Raw genomic sequence first — 4,098 nt, 5'->3', positions numbered from 1 at the left:
GAAAACACCACACCCGCAAGAGCGTCGATCTCCAGCACACCCCAGCCTGGCACCGGTGACGCATGGCTACCACCGATTACGGGACAGAGCCGTTATTTGTACAGTCCCTCGGCAGGAGCCCGGCGGCCGGGCTGGCCGCGATCATGTCCGCGAAGTCCGTCTCCGCGTACGCCGAGACCAGGATCACGCTCGACCCGCCCTCCAGGGCCCCTTCCGCGAGCAGCCGCGCGAGATCGAAGCCGCTCTCGTCGCCGAGACAGATGTCGACGAGCACGACGTCAGGGCGCAGCTCGGCGGCCCGCCGGAGAGCCACGGCGCTCGTGGACACGACACCGACGACGCTGATCCCCTCTCGCCCGAGCAGGTCCCGGGCGACCTCCAGGAAGCGGTCGTCGTCGTCGACGATGAGGCAACGCAGGGTCACAGACCCAGGATCGCGATGAAGGCCGATCCGCGCATTACAGCTAGCCGTAATCCCAGGACGCCCTGGCACGCCACCGCGCGGCCGAGGCCGGTCCACACCCAGGTGTTGGCCCCCAAGGCACCCCCTTCTCGCAGGTCAAAGCGCTGGTCGAGCCGAATGGAAGGGGTTTGCGGGTTTTCATCGCATCCCAGTGAGCCACAAGGCATCGACAAGTGGGCGCTCCTAGTTTGAATCTCAGCGCCGGACCAGGAGGCAGGGGCCTCTGAGACCGGTGAGACAGATTCCTCGCCGCGAGGTGAGGAATCCATCAGACGCCGCCGCGAGGCGGCCGGGGAAGGAAAACGAATGTCCGAGATCAAGATTGACGACATCGCCGCGACCGGCACCGAGCTGAACGAGAACGACCTGCGCCTGGTGAGCGGCGGCCGCCCGCCCGCGAACAGGTCCAGCAAGGTCATCGACGGCATCACTGGCGCCGGCGACGGCACCGTCTCCAGCGACCCCGACTTCTGATCGCGGTCGCCAACACGGTAGCGGCAAGTTCACTCCGGTCATCGGCGGCACCATCCCCACCGACGCCCACCCGTGATCGGTCTGAACTGAGATGAACCGCGCGGGGCGTGCCCGAAGAGAGCCGCCCCGCGCGTTCCAACTGGGGGAAGCCCAACATGTCAGGTGAGATCCTTGTGCTCACTCAGCCCGATGACACCCACGCCTCACACATGAGTGAACTGCTCGCCCGGCGCGGCGCGGACGTAGTGATCTTCGATCCGGAGGACTATCCGGCGAAGGCCGTCATCGACATCTCCTATGAGCCCTCGGGTCAGGTGCGGCGGACGTTGCGCACGGAATCACGCCGGGTGGACCTCGATGGTCTGACAGCGCTGTGGACCCGCCGCCCCCAGTCTCCCGTGTGCCATCCGGAGATCGCCGACCCGGTGACACGGGCTCATCTGGAGAAGGAGCTGGCGATATTCACCGGTGACCTGTGGAACCAGCTCGACTGCCTGATGGTGCCGGGCCCCTTCGAGATCCTCAAGATCGCCGGGCGCAAGCCGTCCCAGCTCGCCCTGGCGGGCAGGCTCGGCTTCGAGTGTCCCTCGACTCTGATCACTAATGATCCGGACGAGTTTCTCGACTTCTACAACCGTCACGAAGGCCGGATCATCACCAAGCCGCTCCACATGCCCTGGGCGCCCAAGAACGACGGAGAGAACGTCAGCCGACTGTCGGAACTGGTCTCCCCGCGTGACATCGGTTACGCCGACGCCATCCGGTTCGCCCCGATGATCATTCAGGGGTACGTCCCCAAACAGGTGGAACTCCGGGTGACGGTGGTCGGCGACCGGGTGTTCGCCGCCGAGATCCATTCGCAGGAGAGCAACCACACCAGGTTCGACTGGCGCCGGTACGACTCGGCCATGACCCGGCACGCCGTGCACGAGCTGCCACCCGAGCTGACCGAGCGGTGTGTGCGCCTGGTCCGGGAGCTGGGCCTGGTGTACGGGGCCATCGACCTGATCCTGACGCCCGACGGCCGCTACGTGTTCCTTGAGATCAACCCGAACGGCCAGTGGCTCTGGATCGAGGAGGCCACCGGCCTTCCGATCAGCGAGGCGCTCTGCGACATGCTGCTGCACGGCGGCACACCAACCCCGAAGGAGGCCGACGGTGCTGAGTCACGCGCGTGAGTTCCTGCTGCGCGTCCAGGAGCTCGAACCCGAGCGGGCCCGCGAGGCACTGGACGAGCTGCGGGAACGGTATCCCGAGGTCGTTTTCCGGCTGCTCTGGCAGCGGGAGGAGTACGACGGCTCCCTTCACTACGATCTCCTGATCAGGCAGCCGGAGCACGGGACCACATCGCTGTCCTGGTGCCCGGATCGGGCACTGCCGTGGCCGTTGCGGGGCGTGCACCGGGCGAGTGAACTGCTCCTGCTCCGGGTGAACGGCGTGGACATGCAGGTCGCCGAGGCCATCGCCCAACTGGACTTCCTCTGGGACGAGGCCCGTCTCACCGACAGGCTGATCACCGCCTGTCTGCTCCAGGAGGAACTCCACCAGTCGCCCGTCACCTTCTCGGACGCCGAGATCCAGGAAGCCGTGGACGCTTTCCGCAGGTCACGGGGTCTGGTCACCGCGCAGGCCACCCGCGAATGGATGGAACTGCGCGACCTGTCCGTCCGGGACCTGAGAGAACTCGTGGCCGGTGAGGCCGCCGTGGCGCGGCTGCGTGACCGGGTGACCGCCGGGCGGGTGGAGCCGTACTTCGCCGAGCACGAGAACGAGTTCGACCGCGTCCGGGTCGCCAGGCTCGTCTACTCCGACCAGGCCCTCGCGCGGGACGCGGCGCAGGAGGTGCTGAGCGGCGCCGACTTCTACACCGTGGCCGAACGCGAGTTCTCGGCCGGACGGGGCACCGGTGACCTGTTCGCCGACCTCACCGCCGAGGAGCTGGGGCTGGACGCGGCGGCTTCGGTGCGGGCCGGGGACACGCTCGGGCCGGTGACGCTGGGGAACGAGTTCGCGGTGGTCAAGGTGCTGTCGGTGGAGTCGGCCGTGCTGGACGACCGGACGCGACAGCTCGTCGCGAGGCGCCTGTTCGACGAGTGGATCGCGGAGCGGCGGAGGTCCGCCAAGATCGAATGGTTCTGGGGTAACACGGCCCGAACCGACGCGCTGTGACACTCGCGGACACCGGCCGGGAATCTCCCGGAACACGTGCGCGGCGGGCGTGAAGGTCGGCGCCTTCCTCGCCGACCACGTGCGGTGGCCCGCCGGATCGCCTCGACAGGCCACCGTCAGCCCTTCTTACGGACGTAGAGGCCGAACCACGAGTATCCGAAGTCGTCGGTGGACTTCAGTGTGAAGTCGCGGTTGCCTATGAGGGCCAGGTACCGTTCGTCGTCCTCCACGAAGGCACTGTTCTTGTGTTTCCTGCCGCCGGTCACCACCCAGATCCGTCTCACGTCTCTCAGCGCGGCGGTGAACTGCGCGGCGGTTCTCGGTGTGACCTGGCCAGCTCCCCGGTCGAGATCGCGGCGACCGGCCGCAGCAGGAGGTAGTAGAGCGCGTGCACCCGGTCGATGGCGTCGAGCAGATTCCACAGGTCGGCGATGGGCATCGAGGCGGCTAGCACGCTGACCGACTCGTCGCGCCAGTACGAGGGCGTGGTGACGCTCCAGAGGCCGACGGCCATCGCCGCCACCGCCGGAACCAGCGCCGCGAGCACCTCCGGCCGACGGGACCGGACACGGCGCCGAACGGTAATCGTCTCCCCAACCCCGTTGTCATCGGAATATTTCATACCATTTCCCGGTGCCCAGCCGGGAACGGATCACGGCGAGGGCGCCTCCCGCGAACGACGGTCAGGGCGTGGCGGTCGCCAGGGTGGAGCGGGCGTCTGGCCAGAGGGTGTAGTGGGCGAGGCATTCCAAAAACGGTCGTTTGGGCATTCCGCACCCTCCCGGTGAGCGCCCGCCCCCGTCGGGGCCGGACGGAAGAAAGCAAAATGAGGGCGGCTCACAATACTCGGCAGGTGAGGCGGACACCACGATTTTCCGGAAAACGCGACGTGCATACTACTGAGGTTGAACTCGTGACGTCGTGAGTGGCTATGCCGGTGTGAGGGCCAGGCCGGTTCCCGCGAGGCAGCCATCAATGAGGTCGCTGCGGTA

At 67.2% G+C, this 4,098-nt stretch carries 6 protein-coding genes; 3 read left to right on the top strand and 3 right to left on the bottom strand.

Translation table 11 applies throughout. The annotated features are described in order from the left end of the window. Nucleotides 1–76: 76 nt before the first annotated feature. Complete coding sequence (locus tag AB0J58_RS44275) at nucleotides 77–424, bottom strand: response regulator (RefSeq protein WP_364227698.1); 348 nt, start codon at nucleotides 422–424, stop codon at nucleotides 77–79. Between the two features lie 345 nt (nucleotides 425–769). On the opposite strand from AB0J58_RS44275, the gene AB0J58_RS44270 reads away from it, so the two are divergent. The 3 genes from AB0J58_RS44270 to AB0J58_RS44260 all read left to right on the top strand — a co-directional run bounded on the left by AB0J58_RS44270 (nucleotide 770) and on the right by AB0J58_RS44260 (nucleotide 3,106). Continuing rightward, the gene (locus AB0J58_RS44270; RefSeq protein WP_364227695.1) at nucleotides 770–937 is read left to right on the top strand and encodes a putative ATP-grasp target RiPP; all 168 of its coding nucleotides are present in this window, start codon (nucleotides 770–772) and stop codon (nucleotides 935–937) included. Between the two features lie 155 nt (nucleotides 938–1,092). Further along, nucleotides 1,093–2,115, top strand: coding sequence for an MvdC/MvdD family ATP grasp protein (locus AB0J58_RS44265; RefSeq protein WP_364227692.1), 1,023 nt, complete (start codon nucleotides 1,093–1,095; stop codon nucleotides 2,113–2,115). Continuing rightward, nucleotides 2,096–3,106 carry a TIGR04500 family putative peptide maturation system protein gene (locus AB0J58_RS44260; RefSeq protein WP_364227689.1) on the top strand — a complete coding sequence of 337 codons (1,011 nt, stop codon included), beginning with the start codon at nucleotides 2,096–2,098 and terminating at the stop codon, nucleotides 3,104–3,106. The genes AB0J58_RS44265 and AB0J58_RS44260 overlap by 20 nt, the downstream gene beginning before the upstream one ends. Before the next feature lie 116 nt (nucleotides 3,107–3,222). Here the strand turns inward: AB0J58_RS44260 and AB0J58_RS44255 are convergent, their stop codons facing one another. Both AB0J58_RS44255 and AB0J58_RS44250 read right to left on the bottom strand, forming a co-directional pair. Beyond that, a complete protein-coding gene (locus AB0J58_RS44255; RefSeq protein WP_364227686.1) occupies nucleotides 3,223–3,390 on the bottom strand; it encodes a hypothetical protein in 168 nt (55 codons plus the stop codon). Nucleotides 3,391–3,395: 5 nt separating this feature from the next. Beyond that, the gene (locus tag AB0J58_RS44250) at nucleotides 3,396–3,728 is read right to left on the bottom strand and encodes a hypothetical protein (protein ID WP_364227683.1); all 333 of its coding nucleotides are present in this window, start codon (nucleotides 3,726–3,728) and stop codon (nucleotides 3,396–3,398) included. Nucleotides 3,729–4,098 lie beyond the last annotated feature (370 nt).

Source organism: Streptosporangium sp. NPDC049644, assembly GCF_040675205.1.
GTDB lineage: Bacteria > Actinomycetota > Actinomycetes > Streptosporangiales > Streptosporangiaceae > Streptosporangium > Streptosporangium fukuiense.
The sequence above is the reverse complement of the archived record's forward strand: the minus strand, read 5'-3'. Positions and strand labels throughout refer to the sequence as shown.